The organism is Bradyrhizobium sp. CSA207 (assembly GCF_029051685.1).
In the GTDB taxonomy this organism is placed as follows: domain Bacteria; phylum Pseudomonadota; class Alphaproteobacteria; order Rhizobiales; family Xanthobacteraceae; genus Bradyrhizobium.
This window is the reverse complement of the sequence record NZ_JAACFT010000040.1, coordinates 1-21,407: the sequence shown is the minus strand read 5'-3', so window position 1 is coordinate 21,407 and position 21,407 is coordinate 1. Positions and strand designations below refer to the sequence as shown.

At 64.2% G+C, this 21,407-nt stretch carries 18 protein-coding genes; 7 read left to right on the top strand and 11 right to left on the bottom strand.

Annotated elements, in window-relative coordinates:
- Positions 1-349: 349 nt before the first annotated feature.
- Entirely contained in the window at positions 350-2,161 is a 1,812-nt protein-coding gene (gene lepA, locus GWG65_RS33555; protein ID WP_275199771.1) for a translation elongation factor 4, read from the bottom strand.
- 114 nt (positions 2,162-2,275) lie between these two features.
- On the opposite strand from lepA, the gene GWG65_RS33550 reads away from it, so the two are divergent.
- A complete protein-coding gene (locus tag GWG65_RS33550) occupies positions 2,276-3,901 on the top strand; it encodes a glycosyltransferase family 39 protein (protein WP_275199770.1) in 1,626 nt (541 codons plus the stop codon).
- A gap of 57 nt (positions 3,902-3,958) precedes the next feature.
- Here the strand turns inward: GWG65_RS33550 and GWG65_RS33545 are convergent, their stop codons facing one another.
- The 5 genes from GWG65_RS33545 to GWG65_RS33525 form a co-directional block, all read right to left on the bottom strand.
- Entirely contained in the window at positions 3,959-4,285 is a 327-nt protein-coding gene (locus GWG65_RS33545; RefSeq protein WP_275199769.1) for an HPr family phosphocarrier protein, read from the bottom strand.
- On the bottom strand, positions 4,282-4,683 hold the full coding sequence (locus tag GWG65_RS33540) for a PTS sugar transporter subunit IIA (protein ID WP_024339151.1): 402 nt from the start codon (positions 4,681-4,683) through the stop codon (positions 4,282-4,284). The genes GWG65_RS33545 and GWG65_RS33540 overlap by 4 nt, the downstream gene beginning before the upstream one ends.
- Before the next feature lie 134 nt (positions 4,684-4,817).
- Entirely contained in the window at positions 4,818-5,342 is a 525-nt protein-coding gene (locus GWG65_RS33535) for an HPr kinase/phosphatase C-terminal domain-containing protein (RefSeq protein WP_275199768.1), read from the bottom strand.
- Entirely contained in the window at positions 5,339-7,144 is a 1,806-nt protein-coding gene (locus GWG65_RS33530) for a sensor histidine kinase (protein ID WP_275199767.1), read from the bottom strand. Before GWG65_RS33530 ends, GWG65_RS33535 begins: the two co-directional genes overlap by 4 nt.
- 115 nt (positions 7,145-7,259) lie before the next feature.
- A complete protein-coding gene (locus GWG65_RS33525; RefSeq protein WP_008542552.1) occupies positions 7,260-7,961 on the bottom strand; it encodes a response regulator transcription factor in 702 nt (233 codons plus the stop codon).
- A 254-nt stretch (positions 7,962-8,215) separates the two neighbouring features.
- Between GWG65_RS33525 and GWG65_RS33520 the strand changes: the two genes are divergently transcribed.
- The 3 genes from GWG65_RS33520 (at position 8,216) to GWG65_RS33510 (ending at position 13,518) form a co-directional block, all read left to right on the top strand.
- Positions 8,216-8,950, top strand: a complete 735-nt coding sequence (locus GWG65_RS33520; RefSeq protein ID WP_275199766.1) for a DUF2470 domain-containing protein — start codon at positions 8,216-8,218, stop codon at positions 8,948-8,950.
- A 73-nt stretch (positions 8,951-9,023) separates the two neighbouring features.
- On the top strand, positions 9,024-11,618 hold the full coding sequence (locus tag GWG65_RS33515; protein WP_275199765.1) for a CHAT domain-containing tetratricopeptide repeat protein: 2,595 nt from the start codon (positions 9,024-9,026) through the stop codon (positions 11,616-11,618).
- A 283-nt stretch (positions 11,619-11,901) separates the two neighbouring features.
- Entirely contained in the window at positions 11,902-13,518 is a 1,617-nt protein-coding gene (locus GWG65_RS33510) for a phosphoenolpyruvate carboxykinase (RefSeq protein ID WP_275199764.1), read from the top strand.
- 216 nt (positions 13,519-13,734) lie between these two features.
- Here the strand turns inward: GWG65_RS33510 and GWG65_RS33505 are convergent, their stop codons facing one another.
- On the bottom strand, positions 13,735-14,550 hold the full coding sequence (locus GWG65_RS33505; protein ID WP_275199763.1) for a thioesterase family protein: 816 nt from the start codon (positions 14,548-14,550) through the stop codon (positions 13,735-13,737).
- A gap of 226 nt (positions 14,551-14,776) precedes the next feature.
- Positions 14,777-17,293: a glycogen/starch/alpha-glucan phosphorylase gene (locus tag GWG65_RS33500; RefSeq protein ID WP_275199762.1), complete on the bottom strand. Its 2,517-nt coding sequence runs from the start codon at positions 17,291-17,293 to the stop codon at positions 14,777-14,779.
- 205 nt (positions 17,294-17,498) lie between these two features.
- On the opposite strand from GWG65_RS33500, the gene GWG65_RS33495 reads away from it, so the two are divergent.
- On the top strand, positions 17,499-17,756 hold the full coding sequence (locus tag GWG65_RS33495) for a hypothetical protein (RefSeq protein ID WP_275199761.1): 258 nt from the start codon (positions 17,499-17,501) through the stop codon (positions 17,754-17,756).
- Between the two features lie 63 nt (positions 17,757-17,819).
- Here the strand turns inward: GWG65_RS33495 and GWG65_RS33490 are convergent, their stop codons facing one another.
- The gene (locus GWG65_RS33490) at positions 17,820-18,113 is read right to left on the bottom strand and encodes a GIY-YIG nuclease family protein (RefSeq protein WP_275199760.1); all 294 of its coding nucleotides are present in this window, start codon (positions 18,111-18,113) and stop codon (positions 17,820-17,822) included.
- A gap of 183 nt (positions 18,114-18,296) precedes the next feature.
- Here GWG65_RS33490 and GWG65_RS33485 point away from each other — a divergent pair, with 183 nt between their 5' ends.
- Positions 18,297-18,728, top strand: coding sequence for a hypothetical protein (locus tag GWG65_RS33485; RefSeq protein WP_275199759.1), 432 nt, complete (start codon positions 18,297-18,299; stop codon positions 18,726-18,728).
- Positions 18,729-18,854: 126 nt separating this feature from the next.
- Here the strand turns inward: GWG65_RS33485 and GWG65_RS33480 are convergent, their stop codons facing one another.
- Complete coding sequence (locus tag GWG65_RS33480; protein ID WP_275199758.1) at positions 18,855-19,628, bottom strand: DUF2865 domain-containing protein; 774 nt, start codon at positions 19,626-19,628, stop codon at positions 18,855-18,857.
- A 178-nt stretch (positions 19,629-19,806) separates the two neighbouring features.
- The gene (gene pyrE, locus GWG65_RS33475; protein ID WP_275199757.1) at positions 19,807-20,370 is read right to left on the bottom strand and encodes an orotate phosphoribosyltransferase; all 564 of its coding nucleotides are present in this window, start codon (positions 20,368-20,370) and stop codon (positions 19,807-19,809) included.
- Positions 20,371-20,581: 211 nt separating this feature from the next.
- Between pyrE and GWG65_RS33470 the strand changes: the two genes are divergently transcribed.
- The gene (locus tag GWG65_RS33470) at positions 20,582-21,208 is read left to right on the top strand and encodes a glutathione S-transferase family protein (RefSeq protein WP_275199756.1); all 627 of its coding nucleotides are present in this window, start codon (positions 20,582-20,584) and stop codon (positions 21,206-21,208) included.
- Positions 21,209-21,407: the final 199 nt, after the last annotated feature.

The following is a 21,407-nucleotide window of genomic DNA, read 5'->3' as shown; positions in this document are numbered from 1 at the left end:
CCGAAGCAAGGTGCCGCGGAATCGACAAAAACACCCGCCCGGGGCGAATTGCTCCGCTTGGGTGTTTGGCGTCTGGCCGGTTGTGTTTCCCGCTGCGGATTCGTGCTTCCTGGAGGCGCACGCGGATCAGCTTGCTGCCGGTCCTTCCATCCACGGCCCGGCGACCATGCCATCATGCCCCTGTTTTGCCCGACGGAGCAAACGGGATTTCGTAAAATCGAAAAAGATCAATCCCGCCAAGCCCCTGGCTACTGTGCATGGGGTTGTTTTCGCGCTTTTGGTTTGTCGGTTGCCGAAGTCCCGGGCCGGATCCACTCCCGCCGCGCCGAGCGCAGACTGAGCCTTCGCCTCAGCTATCCACCTTCAGCGCGGCAATGAAAGCTTCCTGCGGGATGTCGACCTTGCCGAACTGCCGCATCTTCTTCTTGCCTTCCTTCTGCTTCTCCAGAAGCTTGCGCTTGCGCGTGATGTCGCCGCCATAGCACTTCGCGGTGACGTCCTTGCGCAGCGCGCGCACGGTCTCGCGGGCAATCACCTTGCCGCCGATCGCCGCCTGGATCGGGATCTGGAACATGTGCGGCGGGATCAGCTCCTTCATCCGCTCGACCATGGCGCGGCCGCGCCCCTCCGCGCGGGTCCGATGCACCAGCATCGAGAGCGCATCGACCGGCTCGTTGTTGACCAGGATCTGCATCTTGACGAGATCGGCCGGCTTGTAGTCGGTCAGATGATAGTCGAACGAGGCGTAGCCCTTGGAGACCGACTTGAGGCGGTCGTAGAAATCGAACACGACTTCGTTGAGCGGCAGATCGTATTTCACCATGGCGCGGGCGCCGACGTAAGTCAGCTCCTTCTGCGAGCCGCGGCGGTCCTGGCACAGCTTCAGGACGCTGCCGAGATAATCGTCGGGGGTCAGGATCGTCGCCTCGATCCACGGCTCCTGGATCTCGGCGATCTTGACCACGTCGGGCATGTCGACGGGATTGTGGATCTCGAGCTCGCTGCCGTCGGTCAGCTTCATCTTGTAGATCACGCTCGGCGCGGTCGCGATCAAATTGAGATCGAACTCGCGCGACAGCCGCTCCTGGATGATCTCCAGGTGCAGCAGTCCGAGGAAGCCGCAGCGGAAGCCGAAGCCAAGCGCGGCCGAGGTCTCCATCTCGAACGAGAAGCTGGCGTCGTTGAGGCGCAGCTTGCCCATCGCGGCGCGCAGCGTCTCGAAGTCGTCAGCGTCGACCGGGAACAGGCCGCAGAACACCACGGGGATCGCCGGCTTGAAGCCCGGCAGCATGTCGGTGACCGGCTTCCTGTCGTCGGTGATGGTGTCGCCGACGCGGGTGTCGGCGACTTCCTTGATCGCGGCAGTGATGAAGCCGATCTCGCCGGGGCCGAGCTCGTCGACCTGCTGCATCTTCGGCGTGAAGAAGCCGACGCGCTCGACGTCGTAGGCAGCGCCCGTGCCCATCATGCGGACGCGGCTGCCCTTCTTCATGACACCGTCGACGACGCGGATCAGCACGACGACGCCGAGATAGACGTCGTACCAGCTGTCGACCAGCAGCGCCTTCAAGGTCGCCTCGCGGTCGCCCTTCGGCGGCGGCAGGCGGGTGACGATCGCTTCCAGCACATCGGGCACGCCAAGGCCGGTCTTGGCCGAGATCATCACCGCGTCGGAGGCGTCGATGCCGATGACGTCCTCGATCTGCTGTTTGACCTTCTCGGGCTCTGCGGCGGGAAGGTCGACCTTGTTCAGGACCGGCACGATCTCGTGATTATTGTCGAGCGCCTGGTAGACGTTGGCGAGCGTCTGCGCTTCCACGCCCTGGCTGGCGTCGACCACCAGCAGGGAACCTTCGCACGCCGCCAGCGACCGCGAGACCTCGTAGGCGAAGTCGACATGGCCGGGCGTGTCCATCAGGTTGAAGATGTAATCCTTGCCGTCCTTGGCGCGGTAGGCGAGCCGGACCGTCTGCGCCTTGATGGTGATGCCGCGCTCGCGCTCGATGTCCATGGAATCGAGCACCTGCTCCTTGCCCGCCATCTCGCGGTCGGTGAGCCCGCCGGTCATCTGGATCAGGCGGTCGGCCAGCGTCGATTTGCCATGGTCGATATGGGCGACGATGGAGAAATTGCGGATGTTGGAAATGGGGACGGTCGTCATGGGCGCGGGATACCACTCACATCCCCGTGCGGCAACCATATTGCTGTATTTTCAGGGGCTTTCTTCACGCCAAGCTGATTCCACGAAAGGCCAAAACGCGCTACGCAACGGCCCATGTCCATCACTTCGATCCCATCGGCCCGGGCGCGCGCGAAGACCCGGGTGAGCTTTGGCCGCTTCCGGGCCTGGCTGGTCGCCTGCGCGACCCGCCCGGAGGCCCGCCTCTGGCTGGTGATCCAGCTTGCCATCCTGCATGCGGTGCTCTGGACCTTCATCCTGATCAATCTCAAGGCAGCGCAGGACGTTCATATGGACGTCGCGGAAGCCTATGGCTGGGGCCAGAAATTCCTGCTCGGCTACGGCAAGCATCCGCCGTTGTCGGGCTGGATCGCCGGCCTCTGGTTCAAGGTGTTCCCTGCGGCGGATTGGGCGACCTATGCGCTCGCGATGGCGACGGTCGGCGTCGGCATGGTGATCTGCTGGCTGGTGAGCTTGCGCGTCGTCGACGCACGTCGCGCGTTCCTGGTCGTGGTGATGGTCGCGCTCTACCCGATCTTCAATTTCAAGGGTTTCAAGTACAATCCGGACCTGTTGCAGCTCGTCACCCTGCCGCTGCTCGTGCTCGCTTATCTCAACGCCTTCGAGAAGCGCAGCTGGCAGTCCGGAATCTTGCTCGGGCTCGCCGGCGCGCTGGCGCTGATGACCAAATACTGGGTGCTGACCATGATCGGCGCCATCGGGCTTGCCGCGCTGATGCATCCCGAGCGGCTGAAATTCCTGTTGTCGCCCGCGCCCTGGTTCGCGATCGCGACGCTTGGCGTCGCGATGATCCCGCACATCGTCTGGCTCGCGGACGCGCATTTCGTGCCGCTGACCTATGCCGGCGACACCTACAGCATCGAGGACCGCGGCCAGGTGCATCAGCTCGTGCTCGGCTATGTCCTGCACAATGTCGCGCTGCTGGCCTTGCCGGTGGCGCTCGCAGCGCTGGCGATGGCGCTGGTGCCGCATTGGTTCACGCTGCTGCTGCGCGCGCCGCTGCGCATCGTCACGCGGGACTGGGCGCGCGGCACCAATCCCGGCGTCAACCTTTCGCAGGCGCTGAATGTCTGGATCGTCCAGATCATCGTCGCGGTCGGCCCGCCGCTCGGTGCGCTGGTCTTCAGCATCTACTTGAAGACCGACTGGGGCATCTCGCTGTTCTTCCTGGTGCCGCTGGCGCTGGTCGCGATCCCCGCGTTGCGGGTGCAGAGTGCGGTCCTGTTCAACATCGCCGCGATCTGGCTCGTGCTCAGCGCCGCGACGCTCGCCGCTTCGCCCTGGATCGCCGCGCGCGAGATGGCGGTCAATGCCGACAATACCGCGACCTATGGCGCGCGCTCGGAGCTCGCACGCGAACTGACGCAGGCCTGGCATGCGCGCTTCGCCTCGCGCTGGGCAGTCGTCGCCGGCACCATGGAATCGATTCAGCCGATGGTGTTCTACAGCCCGGATCATCCCGGCGCGTTCACGCCGAACGAGGCCTGGAATTCAGGGCTGACCTCGCTCGAGGACGTCAACACGCTCGGCTTCATCGGCGTGTTCGATCCAACCGACGGCCGCCTGCCTGCGTTCGAGAAGTGGATCTCCGAGACCGCGCCGAATGCCGAGCGTATCGTCATGACGACGCGCCGCTTCACCCACGGCAAGCCCGGCCCGTCGATGACCTGGAACATCTACATCGCGCCGCCGCAGAAGTGATCGCTTCGGCTCGCTGCGCGAAGCGCGGGGCGAGGGCACGCACCTGTATCCGAGGCGCTAGGTGCCTTCCTCGTTGAACTTGCTCTCGACCAGCTCGGTGATCGCCGCGAGTGCGGCTTCAGCATCATCGCCGGCGGCCGCCACCGTGATCGTGGTGCCGGGCCCAGCGGCCAGCATCATCAGGCCCATGATCGAGGTGCCGCCGACGGTCTCGCCGCCGCGCGTCACCCAGACCTGCGCATTGAAGCGCTCGACCGCCTGGACGAATTTTGCGGACGCGCGGGCGTGCAGGCCGCGCTTGTTGATGATCAGGAGCTCTTTGGAAATCGCGCCCGCGGGCACGCCTGTCCCGGTCTGGTTTCCGAGCGGCGCGTCGTCGCTCATTTGCCGGCGAGCACGCGGCTGGCGATGGTGACGTATTTGCGGCCCGCTTCCTGAGCCATCGCGATCGCATCGGGCAGCGAACGCTCCTCGCGCACCTTGGCGAGCTTCACCAGCATGGGAAGGTTGATGCCCGCGAGCACCTCGACCTTCGGCCGGCTCATACAGGATATTGCAAGGTTGGATGGGGTGCCGCCGAACATGTCGGTGAGGATCGCAACCCCGTCGCCGGAATCGACGCGGTTAACCGCCTCGATGATGTCGCTTCGACAGAGATCGGAATCATCCTCGGCACCGATCGTGATCGCTTCGATTTGCTTTTGCGGGCCCATGACATGTTCAAGCGCTGCCTTGAATTCGTCGGCAAGGCGCCCGTGGGTCACAAGTACTAGACCAATCATCGGAAAAACTCCTCGCGGGCGCTTTTGGTGCACCGCACGAACGCGCCACTTTGACCATCCAGAGCCCCCGCGCAAGAGGGGATGTTGCGTATCTCCCTGAATCTAGACGGATGGATGAGGGGAGCTGCGCCGGTCTACTCGGTCGCGATAGTGGGGTTCATATGGTTACCATTTCCCTTCAAACAATCGCCGGGAGCGTTAACCGAAGATGAACTCTTGGTAGTGGTCAAGGCCGCAACAACCAGTGGGAGGGGCGAATAGCCGCGAGCGACCGGGATTCGCGGTATTTCGACACCGGAGAGGCTTATTTTCAGCGATTCGGGCGGCGGCAGGCGCTCCGCGTCGTCCGCGTCCAGATCGACAACGAGGCCGACCGTCGCATGCTCCACGAAGTCGCAGCGCCGGATTCCCAGCCCCCGGACCTCGATCAGCCCGGCCAACACGTGGACGGGGCGAACCACAATTTCATCGCCGACTGTCGCAAGATGGACACGGTCGTCGCCGACCAGAACGGCCCTTTCGACCACCCCCGCGCGCCCTGCCATGATCAAATCGAAGGCTAGCCGCGACTTGCCGGCGCCCGAGGGCCCGCGGATCAGCACCGCCAGATTCCCGACCCTGACGGCGGAGGCGTGAACGCTGGGGCCGCCTTCGCTCATAGCGCCGGCAGCCTCACCACGAAGTGCGCGCCAGCAACCGTCGGCGCGCCGTCAGCGTCCGCGGGACCTGCGCGATTCTCGGCCCAGATGCGCCCGCCATGGGCGTCGACGATCTGCTTGGAGATCGACAGCCCGAGGCCGGAGTTCTGGCCGAAACCCTGATGCGGACGGTCGGTGTAGAAGCGCTCGAAGATGCGCTCCAGCGCGTCGTCGCGGATGCCGGGGCCGTCGTCGTCGATCACGATTTCGATTTCTCCGCGCACGCGGCGGCAGGTGAGGCGCACCCTGCTGCCGGGCTCGGAGAAGGACTGTGCGTTGGAAAGCAGGTTGGAGACGACCTGCCCGAGCCGTGAATCATGACCAGTCACGGCGAAAATGTCGGTCGGGCTGCGGCCCTCGAAGCGCGCTTCGACCGCAACGTCGTGACCGAGTTTGGTCTCGTTGGCGACCGACACGAGCGTCGTCAGCAGGCGGCGCAGATCGACCGGAATGGCGTCCTGCCGCTGCAATTCGGCATCGAGCCGGCTCGCATCCGAGATGTCGGAGATCAGCCGGTCCAGCCGCTTGACGTCATGCTCGATCACTTCGAGCAGGCGGGCGCGGCTGTTCTCGTTGCGGGCAAGCGGCAGCGTCTCGACCGCGGAGCGCAGCGAGGTCAGCGGGTTCTTCAGCTCATGGGCGACGTCGGCGGCGAACATCTCGATCGCCTCGATCCGCTTGTAGAGCGCGTTGGTCATGTCGCGCAGCGCGCCGGAGAGATGGCCGATCTCGTCGCGGCGGCGGGTGAAGTCGGGGATCTCGACGCGGCTCTTGATGCGGCGGCGGACGCGCTCGGCGCTGTCGGCGAGCCGGCGCACCGGGCCCGCGATGGTGCTGGCGAGCAGCAGCGACAGCATGATCATGACGGCGGCGGCGACGCCGCCCACCTTGAGGATCGCCAGGCGCTCGGCGGTGACCATCTGGTCGATATCGTCGCCCTGCGTCGACAGCATCAGCGCGCCATGGATGGCACGCGAGCGCAGCACGGGGACCGCGACCGAGACGATCACCTCGCCGCGCGGATTGACCCGCACCATCGAGCGCTTCTGGCCCTGGAGCGCATCGCCCACTTCCGCATAGCCGTTGCCGTTCTCGGGCCCGAGCTCGCGATAGAGCGGCAGGTCGCCGCGGTTCAGCCAGGTGCGCACCGCGACCATGCCGCGCTCGACGATGCCGGGCTTCTCGGCGGAGGGCGGCGGCAGATCGTAGCGCAGCACGTTTTCGAGGTTGCGGCTGTCGAGCAGCAGGCTGCCGTTGGGATCGTAGATGCGGGCGCGCGTCTTGGTCGGCGAGATCAGCGTGCGCAGCACCGGCGCCACGCGCTCCGGATTGATCGGGAAGTCCAGCGGCGAATAGTCGTCCGGCCCGCCATAGGTCTCGCCCGGCTTGAGGTCGAGCAGCCGGTCCGGGTCGATGGTGATGGCATTGGTCTGCACGGTTGCGGAGGCCGCGATCGCGCCGGCGATGATCTCGGCCTGCACCAGCAGGCTCTGCGCGCGCGCGTCGATCAGGCCGGCGCGGAACTGCGACAGGTACAGGATGCTCGCGACCAGCGCGACGAGGCCCGCCAGGTTGAGCGAGACGATACGGCGGGTCAGGCTCGAGAAGGACAGCGCGAAGAAGAACTGCCCGGCGCGCTTCAGCCAGTTGAGCGGCCGCCAGCCCTGCGCGACCGGCTTGTCCTCGGCCACGTGCTCCGGGCCGCCATCGGATGCGACATCCCGGGCGTTCCGGTTCGAATGAGGCTGCGTTCGGTCAAGCAATGCTTACGCCCGCGTTGGCACAGCTCGTGCGATCAAGTCCCCGCATCCTAGAGCCATCCCGGTTCCGATGGAATCAGAACCGGCGATGCCCTCGTGGTTCGTGAAGGCGCGCGCCTCAGGCTTCCTTGAAACGGTAACCGACGCCGTAGAGCGTCTCGATCATCTCGAACTCGTTGTCGACCACCTTGAACTTCTTGCGCAGCCGCTTGATGTGGCTGTCAATGGTGCGGTCGTCGACATAGACTTGGTCGTCATAGGCGGCGTCCATCAGCGCGTTGCGGCTCTTCACCACGCCGGGCCGGGTCGCCAGCGCCTGGAGGATCAGGAATTCGGTAACGGTCAGCGTCACCGGCTCGTTCTTCCAGGTGCAGGTATGCCGTTCCGGATCCATGCGCAGCAGGCCGCGATCGAGTGCCTTGGCGTCGTTCTCCTTCGGGGCGACGGTCGGGTCCTTCGGCGCCGAGCGGCGCAGCACCGCCTTGACACGCTCGACCAGCAGGCGCTGCGAGAACGGTTTGCGGATGAAATCGTCGGCGCCCATCTTGAGACCGAACAGTTCGTCGATCTCCTCGTCCTTGGAGGTGAGGAAAATCACCGGCAGGTCGGATTTCTGCCGCAGCCGGCGCAGCGTCTCCATGCCGTCCATGCGCGGCATCTTGATGTCGAGGATGGCAAGATCGGGCTGGGTGGTGCGGAAACCGTCCAGCGCAGAGGCGCCGTCGGTGTAGGTCATGATGCGGTAGCCTTCCGCTTCCAGCGCGATCGAGACGGATGTGAGAATGTTGCGGTCGTCGTCGACCAAAGCGATTGTGGGCATGAGCCTGCTTTCTGCTTTCCGTTTGGATCGTGGCTTAAACGGCGAGCAATCCAGTGATGCGCCGCATACATGGGTCCCGAACTTGGAGTGGTCCCGAACTTGGAGTTCGAACTTTGTCACCGAGCAATGCAAGCTGGGCTGAAGTGTGACCAAGTTCCGCGAAACACGGCAGATCCGCCGCATGTCGACCCATAACCGGATCCCCGTTTACCCGAAAAAAGACCCCCCTTGCAACCACCTGACCCGAGAAAGCCATGGAACCGACCCCCGATTTCGACCCTGGAAAGCTCGCCAAATCGCTGCTCAGGCGTTCCCGGCAGGGGGCCTTAGCCACTCTGATGGCCGGAAGCGGCGATCCCTATTGTTCCCTGGTCAATCTGGCCAGCCACCCCGACGGCTCTCCCATCCTCCTGATCTCGCGCCTGGCCGTTCACACCAGAAATATCCTGGCCGACCCCAGGGTCTCCCTGATGCTGGACGAGCGGGCGGCGGGCGATCCGCTTGAAGGCGCCCGGATCATGCTGTCCGGCCGGGCGGAACAGGCCGACGCCGAGACGGACCTGCTGCAGCGGCGGTATCTCAATGCCCATCCGTCGGCAGAAGCCTTTGTTTCTTTTAAGGATTTCTCTTTCTTCCGGGTTCGGCCCACGGCAACCCATCTGGTCGCCGGCTTTGGCCGCATCGTCGATCTCAAGCCTGAGCAATTCCTGACGGACCTCACGGGCGCCGAGGATCTGCTAGCGGCAGAGGAGGGAGCAGTCGAGCACATGAATGCCGACCATCGCGACACCATGGGCCTCTATGCGACAAAGCTCCTCGGCGCGGCCGAGGGCGACTGGCGCTGCACAGGCTGCGACCCCGAGGGCCTCGACATGCAGGATGGCCAGACCGCGCTGCGGCTGGAGTTCCCGGAGCGGGTGACCAGCGGCACGGCGCTGCGGAAGATGTTGGTCCGCCTGGCGGGCGAAGCGCGCGCAAAAGCCGACTAGCGATAAATTGAACGCTCCCGTGCATCGCCGCGACCCAAGACCGTAGCCGGTCTGATTGGCAGCGAGAGGATTCATGACGCGTCGTCGTTTGGCACTGGTCGCGGGTCTGGCGCTTGCGATCACCGCATCGCAGGTCACGCCCAGCCGTGCCCAGAAGGGCGATCTCTCGGCGCAGAGCGCGCGGATCAACGGGCTTAGGAGCGCCGGCAAATATTCGGAGGCGCTGCCGCTGGCGCAGGCCATGGTGGCGAGCCTCGAGAAGACCAGCAACAACCGCGATCTTTCCGCCGCGCTCAACAACCTTGCCCAGATCTACGCCGACCAGGGTCACGACGATCAGGCCGAACTGCTGTACAAGCGCGCCATCGCGCTGATGGAGAAGGCGGTCGGTCTCGACAGCGTCGAAATCGCGCCCCTGCTGAACAATCTCGCCGCGCTCGATCAGCGGCAAAGCCGCTTCGCCGAGGCTGAGCCGCTGTTCAGGCGCGCGCTCGCGATTCGCGAAAGGGCGCTGTCGCGCGAGCATCCCGATGTCGGTCAGTCCCGTAACAATCTCGCCACGCTCTATGTGAAGCAGGAGCACTATGCGGACGCCGAGCCGCTGTTTCAGCGCGCGCTCGCGATCTACCAGAAGGCCGGCGGCCCCGAGCATCCGGCGGTCGCGACGCTCCTGAACAATCTCGGCCAGCTCTATCGCGATCTCAACCGCGATGCGGATGCCGAAGCGCCGATCAAGCGCTCGCTCGCGATCCGCGAGAAGGTGCTGGGGCCGGATCACCCCGACGTCGCGCGCTCCCTCAACAATCTTGCCGGGCTTTACGAGCACCAGCTGCGCTATGCCGATGCCGAGCCGCTCTATCGCCGCGCGCTTATCATTCGCGAGCGCGCGCTCGGGCCGGATCATCCTGACGTTGCGACCTCGACCAGCAACCTCGCCTATTTTCTCTATGCATCTGGGCGGAACGCCGCTGCTTTGCCGTTCGCCGAAAAGACGCTCGCCAGCAATCGGGCGCAGTTGCGCGTCGTGCTGCCTGTCCTGTTGGCTGCGCGGGAGCAATACCTGTTACCCGACGACAAAGCGCTGGATGAGGCGCTGGCGGCGATCCAGCGCGGCACGCAATCCTCCGCCGCATCTGCCGTGAACAAGCTGGCGGTGCGGCTCGCCGCCGGCAGCGACCGGCTCGCCGAGCTCGTGCGCCGGGACCAGGATCTGGCGGCCGAGACCGAGGCGCTCGACAAGGCGATCATCACTGCCGTGTCGAGGCAATCGGCACAGCGCGACGTCGCGTCCGAGCAACGCAGCCGCGCCCGGCTCGTGGCGATCGCAAACGAGCGCGCGGGCTTGCAGAAGACGCTCGCCGTCGAGTTTCCAGACTATGCCTCGCTCTCGAACCCGCTGCCGCTGACGGTGAAGGACATCCAGCCGCTGCTGTCGGCCGACGAAGCGATGGTGCTCTACTCCGTGGTGGACAAGCAAAGCTATGTCATCGCGATCACGCGCGAGGGTGTCGACTGGAAGGAAATCCCGCTGGGTGCGGATGCGCTGGCACAGAAACTGTCTGCATTCCGCAGAGGGCTCGACGTCGGCAAGGCGCGCGACGCCTCCGACAAATCGGGGTTGTTCGATCTTGCGCTCGCGAGCGAGCTCTATGTCGCGCTGCTTGGCCCGGTCGAGACGCTGACCAGGCAGAAACGCAGCCTGCTGGTCGTGCCGTCCGGTGCGCTGACCGCGTTGCCGTTTCATTTGCTTGTCACGGAGAGACCGCAAGCTGCCATCCCGGACAAGCTCGAAGGCTATCGCAACGCCGCCTGGCTGTTGCGGCGTCAGGCCGTGTCGGTGCTGCCGTCGGTCGTCAGCCTCAAATCGCTCCGCGCGTTCGCGCGCAAGGACCAAGGCGCCAAGCCGATGACGGGCTTTGGCGATCCCGTGTTCAACCCCGCGCAGGAAGGTCCCGCCGACCGGCGTGCTGCAAACAGCAAGATGGCCGTGCGCAGCATCGCGACCGTGGCCTATACGGATTTCTGGCGGGGCGCGGGTGTCGATCGCGCGCGGCTTGCGCAGGCGTTGCCGCAACTGCCCGATACCGCGGACGAGCTGATCGCGGTGGCCAGGGATGTCGGCGCGGCCGAGGCCGATATTCATCTCGGCCGCGACGCCAGCGAAACGACGCTCAAGCGTGCAGCGCTTGCTCAATACGGCATCATCTACTTTGCGACCCACGGCCTCGTCGCCGGCGACGTCAAGGGTCTTGGCGAGCCGTCGCTCGCGCTGTCCATTCCCGATCAGCCCTCGGAGCTCGACGACGGCCTGCTGACAGCAAGCGAAGTCGCCCAGCTCAAGCTCAATGCGGATTGGGTGGTGCTGTCGGCCTGTAACACCATCGCCGGCGACAAGCCGGGCGCCGAGGCCCTGTCGGGATTGGCGCGGTCGTTCTTCTATGCCGGTGCGCGCGCGCTCTTGGCTTCGCATTGGGCCGTGGATTCGGAAGCTGCCACCCGCTTGACCACGTCGACTTTCGATCTGCTCAAAAACGAACCTGGATTGGGTCGTGCTGAAGCGTTGCGGCGTGCGATGCTGGCCTATCTCGAGGACACGTCGTCACCGCGCAATGCTTATCCCGCCATCTGGGCGCCGTTCGCGCTCATCGGTGAAGGTGCAGTACGCTAGACCGGTCTCGCGATTGTGCGTCGCAATAACCACATGTAACGCTGAATCGCGCATTTGGTTGCGCGATCATCCGCAATTTCTCGATGCGCCTGCTCAGAGCAGACATGCGCGACGTTTGGCGCGGTCCTTGAATAAACCAAATCCTGCGGGATCAGCTTGGCAACGCCAGCGTTCATCATTATTAGGTCGTCCAGCCGAGGCCGGATGGCCTATTATTCACGGTGACCGCGGCGGCGCCAAACCATGATCGCGCTGAGTGTCGCGGCTTCGAGGAGGATTTTTCGTGCAAGAGACGGGCGTGCGCAACGGTGCCTTCGGCGCCGACAAATTCGGCTTAAAGAATCTCAAACGGGTTCACTGGAATCTCGGCGCGCCACAGCTTTATCAATATTCGCTCTCCGAGGGTGAGACGGTGCTGTCCGCCGACGGCGCGCTCTGCGCCGACACCGGCGAGTTCACCGGCCGCAGTCCGAAGGACAAGTTCACGGTGCGTGACGCCACCACCGACAAGAAGATGTGGTGGGCCGGCAACCAGTCGATCACCGCCGAGCAGTTCGAGACGCTCTACCAGGACTTCCTCAAGCACGCCGAAGGCAAGTCGCTGTTCGCGCAAGACCTCTATGGCGGCGCCGATCCCGCCTACCGGATCAAGACCCGCGTCTTCACCGAGCTGGCCTGGCATTCGCTGTTTATCCGCACGCTCCTGATCCGCCCCGAGGCGATCGAGCTGTCGAGCTTCGTGCCGGAGCTCACCATCATCGACATGCCGAGCTTCCGCGCCGATCCCAAGCGCCACGGTGTGCGTTCAGAGAACGTCGTTGCGATCGACTTCGCCCGCAAGATCGTGCTGATCGGCGGCTCCTATTACGCCGGCGAGATGAAGAAGTCGGTCTTCACCACGCTGAACTACTACCTGCCCGAGCGCGGCGTGATGCCGATGCATTGCTCGGCCAATGTCGGTGCCAAGGACGACACCGCGGTCTTCTTCGGCTTGTCAGGCACCGGCAAGACGACGCTATCCGCCGATCCCAACCGCACGCTGATCGGTGACGACGAGCACGGCTGGGGCCCGAACGGCGTGTTCAACTTCGAAGGCGGCTGCTACGCCAAGTGCATCAAACTGTCGCAGGAAGCCGAGCCCCAGATCTACGCCGCCTCGACGCGCTTCGGCGCGGTGCTCGAGAATTGCGTGCTCGACGAGGACACCCGCGTGGTCGATTTCGACGACGGCTCCAAGACCGAGAACACGCGCTCGGCCTATCCGCTCGACTTCATCCCGAACGCCTCGCGCACCGGCCGCGCGCCGCAGCCGAAGAACGTAGTGATGCTCGCCGCCGACGCCTTCGGCGTGCTGCCGCCGATCGCCAAGCTGTCGCCGGCGCAGGCGATGTATCACTTCCTCTCCGGCTACACCGCCAAGGTTGCCGGCACCGAGCGCGGTCTCGGCAACGAGCCGCAGCCGGAATTCTCCACCTGCTTCGGCTCGCCGTTCCTGCCGCTCGATCCATCCGTCTACGGCAACATGCTGCGCGACCTGATCGCCCAGCACAATGTCGACTGCTGGCTGGTCAACACCGGCTGGACCGGCGGCAAGTATGGTGTCGGCTCGCGCATGCCGATCAAGGTGACGCGCGCGCTGCTCACCGCGGCGCTCGACGGTTCCTTGCGCAACGTCGAATTCCGCACCGACAAGTATTTCGGCTTCGCGGTCCCGACCGCGCTGCCGGGCGTGCCGGCTGAGATCCTCAACCCGGTCAACACCTGGAAGGACAAGGACGAGTTCGACAAGACCGCCCGCGCGCTGGTCGGCATGTTCCAGAAGAATTTTGCAAAGTTCGAAGCCCAGGTGGACGCCGAGGTGCGTGCAGCCGCGCCGGACGTCAAGCTCGCGGCGGAGTAATTTTTCCTACTTGAAACGCGAAGGGGCGGCCGTGAGGCCGCCCTTTTTGTTTGGGTTGTCCCTTCTCCCCTTGTGGGAGAAGGTGGCGCGAAGCGCCGGATGAGGGGTTGTGTCCGCGAACTCAACCGCGACAGTGACGTGCGGAGAGAGACCCTCACCCGTCTCGCCGCTAGCGCGGCGAGCGACCCTCTCCCACAAGGGGAGAGGGAAAGAAGTTCACGCCTTGAAATACGCGATCTGCGTCGTGGTCGCGAGCAGGCGGCCGCTCGGGGACCACAGCTCGCCGTTCTGATCGCCATAGCTCTTGTGGAAGATCTTTGCGTCAGCTGTCGCGAGCACGCGGGTGATGTCTTCGGCCGCGAGCTCTTCCGCGTCGGTGTGGAAATATGTCGTCAGCGACACCGTGCCGAACGGCACCAGCTCGCGCCGTGCATGGAAGATGCGGCCGAAGAATGCGTCTGACATCGCCATCAGCGACAGCATGTCGAGCTTGCGCGGCGTGCGGTCGCCGATCCAGACTTTCGAATAGGTGCTGGCGAGCTCGACCTGCGGCGGCCCGACGCGCATCTCGCCCTCGACGAATCGGAAATCATACTGATTGGCCCAGGACGCCGAGATCTTCGGGAAAGGCAGTGTGTTCTCGAACGAACTGGCGTCCGGACATTTCGCCACCCCGTGCTCCCAGGACGGTCGGCGCTCGGCAAACACGGCGGTGGCGAGCGTTGCGACCTCGCCGCCGCCTTGCGACAGTTCGACGCTCCAGTGCTGGTTCGAGCGGTTGGCCTTCACCAGCCGGACGTCGAGATCGAATGGTCCCTTGGCGATCGGCGCGCAATAGTTGACGGTGACCGCCAGCGGATCGCCGACGGCTTGCGGATGGTCGATCAACGCGCGCAGGATGGTTGCGGCGGTGACGCCGCCGAACGGACCGACAAAGGCCCAGTAATCGTCGCTGGTGTGCCCCTGCCAGCTACTGTCGCCGGCGGTGACGCGCGTGGCATCGTCGAAAGGGTGCGGGAGCTTGGCGTGCATTGCTGTCCTCGATACCGACCCCACCGTCATTGCGAGCGCAGCGAAGCAATCCAGACTGTCGCCGCGGAAAGAATCTGGATTGCTTCGCTGCGCTCGCAATGACGGTGCTCGAGGTTACGGCGTCCATATCGCCGACCCCGCCTTGGGGATGATGGCGATCATATCATCATCCATCCTGCGAGATGCAATAACCTCGCAGGTAACGCCGATTTCGTCGCGTGGGAAATCAGCCCGCCACGTCGCGCAGGTTTGGCAGCAAGGGCGTGGACGGATTCACCGGCACGTTCCAGATCTCCTCGGCGTATTCGCGGATGGTGCGGTCCGACGAGAACCACGCCATGCGCGCGACATTGAGGATACTGGCGCGCGTCCAGGCCGGCGCCACCTGCCAGCGCGCATCGACGCTGCGCTGCGCCTCGTAATAGGAATCGAAATCGGCGCTGACCATGTAGTGGTCGAGATAGCGCAGGGCATGCGCGATCGACTCGAAACGCCCGGGATCGCCGGGCGAGAACTCGCCGCCACCGATCGAGTTGATGGCGCGCTGGAGCTTTGGCGATCTGCGGATCACGTCGGAGGCATCCAGGCCCTGCTTGCGCCGGATCATCACGTCGCCGGCCTCCATGCCGAAGATGGCGATGTTCTCTGCGCCGACATGGTCGCGGATCTCGATGTTGGCGCCATCGAGCGTGCCGATGGTGAGGGCGCCGTTCAGTGACAGCTTCATGTTGCCGGTGCCGGAGGCTTCCATGCCGGCGGTCGAGATCTGCTCGGACAGGTCGGCCGCGGGAATGATCACTTCCGCGAGGCTGACATTGTAGTCGGGCAGGAACACGACCTTGAGCTTGCCGCCGATCGAGGGATCGTTGTTGACGACCTCCGCAACGTCGTTGATCAGCTTGATGATCAGCTTGGCGTAGCGGTAGCTCGCCGCCGCCTTGCCGGCGAAGATCTTGACCCGCGGTACCCAATTGCCGTTGGGGTCGTCCTTGATCGCTTGGTACAGCGCCACCGTCTCGATGACGTTGAGCAGTTGGCGCTTGTATTCATGGATGCGCTTGATCTGCACGTCGAACAGCGCGTTCGGGTCGACCTTGATGCCGAGCCGCTCGCCGATCAGGCGCGCCAGCGCCGTCTTGTTGTGAAGCTTGACGCTGCGGAATTTCTTCTGGAATTCGACGTCGCTGGCACGCGCCTCGATCAGGCTGAGCTGCGTCGGATCGTCGAGCACGGCTTCGCCGCAGGCCTCGCGCAACAGGTCGGTCAGCTTCGGGTTCGCCAGCATCAGCCAGCGGCGAAAGGTGATGCCGTTGGTCTTGTTGGTGATGCGGCCGGGATAGAGATGATTGAGATCGTGGAATACGGTCTCGCGCATCAGGTCCGAATGCATCGCCGAGACGCCGTTGATGCGGTGCGAGCCGACGAAGGCGAGCTGGCCCATGCGCACGCGGCGCCCGCTCTTCTCGTCGATCAGCGAGACCGAGGCGCGGAAGTCGATGTCACCGGGGGCGCGCGCTTCCGCCAGCGCGAGGTGCTGGACGTTGATGCGGTAGATGATCTCGAGATGCCGCGGCAGCAGGCGCTCGAACAGCTCGACCGGCCAGGTCTCCAATGCTTCCGGCAGCAGCGTGTGGTTGGTGTAGGACAGCGTCGCGACCGTGATCTTCCAGGCCTCGTCCCAGCGGAAATTGTGATCGTCGATCAGGATCCGCATCAGCTCGGTGACGGCAAGGCTCGGATGGGTGTCGTTGAGCTGCACCGCGACCTTGTTCGACAGGCTGCGCAGCTGGCCGTCGGAGGCGAGATGGCGCTTGACCAGGTCCTGAAGCGAGGCCGAGACGAAGAAATATTCCTGGCGCAGGCGCAGTTCGCGGCCGGCCGGGCTCTCGTCGTTCGGATAGAGGAATTTGCAGATCGCTTCGGCACGCGACTGCTCGGCGCTGGCGCTGACATAATCGCCGGTGTTGAAGGCGTCGAGCTTCAAGGGGTCGGGCGAGCGCGCCGACCATAGCCGCAGCGCATTGACGTGCTGGCCGCGCCAGCCGACGATCGGCGTGTCATAGGCCAACGCCTGCACGGTCTCGGACGGATGCCAGATCGCGCGGTCGCGGCCCTTGTCGTCGACATGCTCGACGCCGCCGCCGAAGCGAACGTCATAGATCACCTCGGGCCGCTGCAATTCCCAGGGGTTGCCGAAGCCGAGCCATTCGTCCGGATATTCCTGCTGCCAGCCCTGATTGATGATCTGGCGGAACAGGCCGTAATCGTAGCGGATGCCGTAGCCGATCGCGGGGATCGACAGCGTCGCCATGCTCTCCATGAAACAGGCGGCGAGCCGACCGAGGCCGCCATTGCCGAGCGCCGCATCCGGCTCGCATTTGCGCAGCTCAGGCAAGGAGACGCCGAGATCGCCGAGCGCGACCTCGAAGATCTTCAAGAGGCCCATGTTGTTGAGCGCATCGGTGAAGAGGCGGCCGATCAGGAATTCGAGCGAGAGATAGTAGACGCGCTTGCGGCCCGCGTCGTAGCTGCGCTTCTCGGCGCTGAGCCAGCGATGCACGATGCGGTCGCGCAGCGCCAGCGCCGCGGCCTGATACCAGTCGTGCTTGGTCGCCATGCCTGCGTCCTTGCCGATGGCAAGACGCAGCTTCGCCAGGATCGCGCCCTTGATCTCGGCCAGCGCGAGTTCGTCGATGGGCTGGTCGGGGGCAGGAAAATTTGGCTGGAACGATGAATCTTGCAAGGCCGTTACTTCCTGGTCGCGAGAACACCACTAACCCTACGCGTCATGCTTCCGGACCGAAACCATCACAGGCGCCGCCGTGCATTGCACTGGCGCAAATTTATGCAAGGAATGGGCCGGTTTGGGAACCCGGATCAGCACGGGAAAGCGTGGATTCAGTGCTACATTAGAGGCCAATTCGGCCATCAGTGTGGAGGAGATGCCCATGAAATTGCGGGTGAAACAGCAGATGCGACTGCTGATCGAAATCGCCACCGCGGCCCTGCTCGTCGTCTGCATCACCGCTTCCAGCGCTGCATTTGCCGCGGGCAAGCCGGGCCGCAGCGCCGACGGCCTGAGCTGCGGTTTCACCGTCCCGCAAAATGCCTCCCCCGCCGCCCGCTGCACCGCCATCAAGCGCCAATGCGGCGGCAAGTTTTACGCGAGCGCATGCGGGGATAGGCTGATGTCGGCGGTGAATTGAGGGAATCGCTCGCCACAAAATTGGTGTCGTCCCGGCGAAGGCCGGGACCCATAACCACCGCCGTCAAAGAAGATGCGACAGATCGCGCCAATCCGGATTTTCCTTCTCGATCAAGCGAATCTTCCAGTCACGCTGCCACTCCTTCAGCGCCTTCTCACGTGCGATCGCTTCGGACGGCGTCGCATATGTTTCGACATAGACGAGCCGCGTCACACCATACTTCGTGACGAACTTTGAACCGCGTCCGGAGCGATGTAACGCCAGTCGATTGCTAAGGTTGTTGCAAACACCGATGTACAACGTGCCATAACGTCGGCTCGCGAGAATGTAGACATAGTATGCGGCTGGTGCATTCATTGCGGGGCGCCCGTTTCCGAAAACGTCCGACAGCGGTGGTTATGGGTCCCGGCCTTCGCCGGGACGACTCTGTGGAGGCATCGGAACAAATTAGGAACACTTTAGCAAGTCTCTGATATATCATTGTGATTCGGTGCGTTGCCGACACAATATCTAGGGTCTGTCAGACGTCGCGAGGTCTACATGTCCACCATTGCCTTCGATCAATTTGCCCTCACCAGGATCGCCGATTTCGCGCGGTCGCTGTCGCGGCTGCATCGGACGGCGCGGCGCTACGCGGTGGACGACGACCAATTCGACCGCGAGTTCAACGCGGTGTGCCAGTCGATCTGGGGCTACACCATCGACGACGTCAGCGACGATTTGTTCTCGTCCGAGGACCATCTGTTTCTCGACACGCTGGACGAAGCACATGCGCGGATTTTCGCGGCCGAGCAGGGCTATGACCTTATCGACGAGGCGGGCATGCTGACGGACTGGTGGGGTTTCTGCTGGATGATTTTGGCTGAGAAGCGCGGCCTGTTGACCCCGGACAACCGCGCCGCCGCGCGCGCCGCGATCGAGGAGAAATATCTGGCGGCGCCGAACGTGATCGGGGTGATCATCGTAAGGTAGTCTCGTGCCCCGGACAAAGCGCAACGCGGTGCGCTGCAGAGCCGGGGCCCATCTTTGCGGTATTCTGGGTCCCGGCTCAGCGTCGCGTCATTTCATGCCGCGCCGCGTCCGGGACACGAGACTGAGCTAATCCAGCCCTGCCCGCTTCGCTGGCTTCGCCTGCGTCTTCGGCACCGTCACATCAGGCAACGCCCCATGCACAATCTCCGCTGACGGCGCATCCGCCGCCACGGTCTCTGCGCGCACCGGGGCCACCTTCATTTCGCCGAGGCGTGCGCGGACCTGCGCGGTGAGGCCGGGATAGGAGGCGACCGGGGTGAAATCTGCGGTCTGGTCGTTGCCGACGCGAATGCCGGTGTAGGCGACCAGGCCGTCGGTGGTCGCGATGACGTCGCCGGCCTTGAGCGACGAGTCCAGCGCCAGATCGATCGGGGCAAGCCCGACCGGCTCGCGGCCGTTACAGGTGCAATCCGAACGCAGCGCCTTGCGGTAGGCGAACGCGTTCTCGCTGTCGGCGTAGCGCTCGCCGGTCTGCGCGGTGGCGCCGTCGATGCTGGAGCCGAAATACACTTTTGTTGCGCTGGCAGGACAGAACGCCTGACACATCTGCGCCGGCGAGGCGAGGCCGCGCATCAGCGGAAAATATTTCCCGTCACAGCTGCGCACGCAGAACGCCGGGCCTGATCCGCCGGCGGCAGCCGCGCGCGTCGGCGGGACATATTGCGGGCTTGCGACATTCTGCTGGCCGGTGAAGGGATCAGCGTAGGAGCTCGCCTGCGGCACCTCGCGCTGCGGCCGCTGCTGCTGCGCGCCACCGAACAAGAAGTCGAACAGGCCTTCGGCCGAAACCGGGGCCGGATCCGCGAGCAGCGGTGCTGCAAGAATGGCAGCCACAAGCATCGCGCGACGCCGCCGGCGCGCATGGGACACGACTGTACGCAACGCTCACTCCACCCGACGCAACGCAACCCGCCGAGAGCAAACGCGTCTCAGCTTCCGATTCACCATAAAGGGTGATGGTAAATGAGCGGTGACTGGGGGCGCTTCGTCTCGCCCGCTTGCGGGGAGGGAGAGAAAATTACGCCTTCAAAAACTCCGACGCCTTGTACAGCGAGCGGAACGGCAGGCCGGCCGCGCCGAACGTGTCGGTGGCGCCTTCCTCGCGATCGACCATGGTCAGCACTAGCACCACCTCGGCGCCGGTCTCCCGCACGGATTCCACCGCCTTCATCGCCGAGCCGCCGGTGGTGGTGACGTCCTCGATGATCACCACACGCTTGCCTTGAAGCGTCTCGCCCTTGGGAAGCCCCTCGATCGCGAGCTTTGCGCCGTGCTCCTTCGGCTTCTTGCGGACGAAGAACGCCGCGATGGGATGGCCCTTGATCCAGGAGATCTGCGCCAGCGCGCCGGCAAGCGGCACCGCACCCATCTCGAGCCCGCCGATGAAATCGAGCTGGTCGTCCTTCAGCGTCTCATAGGTGAGCTCGGCGAGCAGTGTGGCGCCCTCCGGGTCCAGCATGGTCGGCTTGAGGTTGAAATAGAAATCGCTCTTGCGGCCCGACGCGAGCGTCACGTCACCGCGGCCGAACGAGCGGCGGCGGATGATTTCGAACAGGCGGGCGCGGGAGGCTGATTTCGACACGGCGGTCCCTCGGGAGCATTTTTGGAAGTGGCGGAATTTATCCGCCACGGCCGCGACATTCCAGAGGAGACAAGTCCAGTCAACAGGGATCGGCTGACGGTCGGCCATCCCGGTCCGCCGGTTGTAGGGGTGCAACCTTCTGGAGTAGGTGAGGCGGCAGGTCTGTCGGGCAAGAAAACCGGGCAAGAAAACTGGGCAAGGAAATAAGGTAATGACCATCGAGCTGCACACCTGGAACACGCCGAACGGCCGGAAAATCTCGGTCGCGCTGGAGGAGATGGGGCTGCCTTACAAGGTGATCCCGGTGAACATCACCAAGGGCGAGCAGATGGCGCCCGAGTTCCTCAAGCTGTCCCCCAACAACAAGATCCCCGCCATCGTCGACCCCGACGGGCCGGACGGCAAGCCTGTCAACGTGTTCGAATCCGGTGCGATCCTGCTCTATCTCGGCGAAAAGACCGGCAAATTCCTGCCGAAGCCGCTGGCGGGCCGCATTCCCGTCTACGAATGGCTGATGTGGCAGATGGGTGGCTTCGGGCCGATGCCGGGCCAGGTGCATCATTTCATCGCGCTGGAGAACGAGCAGGACCGCGCCTATGGCCTGAAGCGCTTCATGGCGGAGACGCGCCGGCTCTACGGCGTGCTGGACCGGCGCCTCGATGGGCGTGATTTCGTCGCCGGCGATCTCTCGGTGGCCGATTTCGCCATCCTGGGCTGGGCCTGGCGCCATCCTCGCCACAAGGTTGAGTTGGCCGATTTCCCCAACGTCAAGCGCTGGTACGAAGCCCTGATGGCGCGCCCCGCGGTGAAGCGGGGGATGGAGGCGAAGCTGGATTGAGGGACGCTTACCCTCCCCTGGAGGGGCAGGGGAATCGCATGTCGGCGCGTCCAAGCTATTGCCAAGGCGAGGAAATTTGATTCTGACAGTGTCTCCTGACTCGAGAGGGGACTATTTTGGAGCGCTTCACGGAATGCTTTTCGTCGTTGGTCGATCCTCGGAAGAACCAAGCACAGCACGATTTGACAGAGATGCTGTT

Coding starts and splice junctions, on each gene's coding strand:
- GWG65_RS33525 (WP_008542552.1), bottom strand. CDS start 7,961: ATGCCCACAATCGCTTTGGTCGACGACGACCGCAACATTCTCACATCC.
- GWG65_RS33470 (WP_275199756.1), top strand. CDS start 20,582: ATGACCATCGAGCTGCACACCTGGAACACGCCGAACGGCCGGAAAATC.
- GWG65_RS33490 (WP_275199760.1), bottom strand. CDS start 18,113: ATGAATGCACCAGCCGCATACTATGTCTACATTCTCGCGAGCCGACGT.
- GWG65_RS33545 (WP_275199769.1), bottom strand. CDS start 4,285: ATGAGCGACGACGCGCCGCTCGGAAACCAGACCGGGACAGGCGTGCCC.
- GWG65_RS33505 (WP_275199763.1), bottom strand. CDS start 14,550: ATGCACGCCAAGCTCCCGCACCCTTTCGACGATGCCACGCGCGTCACC.
- GWG65_RS33480 (WP_275199758.1), bottom strand. CDS start 19,628: ATGCTTGTGGCTGCCATTCTTGCAGCACCGCTGCTCGCGGATCCGGCC.
- lepA (WP_275199771.1), bottom strand. CDS start 2,161: ATGACGACCGTCCCCATTTCCAACATCCGCAATTTCTCCATCGTCGCC.
- GWG65_RS33520 (WP_275199766.1), top strand. CDS start 8,216: ATGGAACCGACCCCCGATTTCGACCCTGGAAAGCTCGCCAAATCGCTG.
- GWG65_RS33535 (WP_275199768.1), bottom strand. CDS start 5,342: ATGAGCGAAGGCGGCCCCAGCGTTCACGCCTCCGCCGTCAGGGTCGGG.
- GWG65_RS33485 (WP_275199759.1), top strand. CDS start 18,297: ATGTCCACCATTGCCTTCGATCAATTTGCCCTCACCAGGATCGCCGAT.
- GWG65_RS33550 (WP_275199770.1), top strand. CDS start 2,276: ATGTCCATCACTTCGATCCCATCGGCCCGGGCGCGCGCGAAGACCCGG.
- GWG65_RS33495 (WP_275199761.1), top strand. CDS start 17,499: ATGAAATTGCGGGTGAAACAGCAGATGCGACTGCTGATCGAAATCGCC.
- GWG65_RS33540 (WP_024339151.1), bottom strand. CDS start 4,683: ATGATTGGTCTAGTACTTGTGACCCACGGGCGCCTTGCCGACGAATTC.
- GWG65_RS33515 (WP_275199765.1), top strand. CDS start 9,024: ATGACGCGTCGTCGTTTGGCACTGGTCGCGGGTCTGGCGCTTGCGATC.